The 538-nt window shown below is 66.9% G+C and carries 1 pseudogene; it reads right to left on the bottom strand.

Features of this window, described 5'->3' with window-relative positions:
• Window positions 1–486 (bottom strand): annotated as a pseudogene (locus EEJ42_RS30935) (integrase); the annotation flags it as partial.
• Between the last annotated feature and the right edge of the window lie 52 nt (window positions 487–538).

The raw sequence follows: 538 nt of genomic DNA, 5'->3' as shown, positions 1-538 counted from the left end.
CGGGCGCCGGATCGATGCCGGCATCCTTCAGGATCTTCCAGACGGTCGACGCAGCACCTTCACTCCCAGCACGAGCAGCTCGCCATGAAGACGCCTGTAGCCCCAGCTTGGATTCTCTCTCGCCAGACGCAGCACCAGAATCCGGATGGAGCGCACGGTACGTGGGCGACCGGGTCGCTTGGGCCGCGATAAGACGGCATGACGGCGCCTGGCGAGGTCGCGATGCCAGCGCAGCACCGTGTCAGGACGCACGAGCAACCGCACCTGCCGCAGAACCGGCAACGGCAGCCGGTGCAGCAGCGCCGCCAGGAACGCCCGATCGCCCGGAGCGAACCGCACTCGGTCACCGCCGAGTTGGGGTTCGAGCACCGTGATCTGATGGCGGAGGGCCAGGATCTCCGCATCCTTGTCCCGGTTGCTCATCGGCAGCAGACGCAGCAGCGCGAACGCATTCGTCACGCCCAAGTAGGCCAGTCGCAGCAGCACGGTCGATCATCATGACGCGCCGGCTACCAGCCACGCGAGAGCACCGACTCGA

It is taken from the genome of Streptomyces botrytidirepellens (assembly GCF_003721215.1).
Taxonomy (GTDB): domain Bacteria; phylum Actinomycetota; class Actinomycetes; order Streptomycetales; family Streptomycetaceae; genus Streptomyces; species Streptomyces himastatinicus.
Note: the sequence above shows the minus strand (reverse complement) of the source record. Positions and strands in the feature narration are given on the sequence as shown.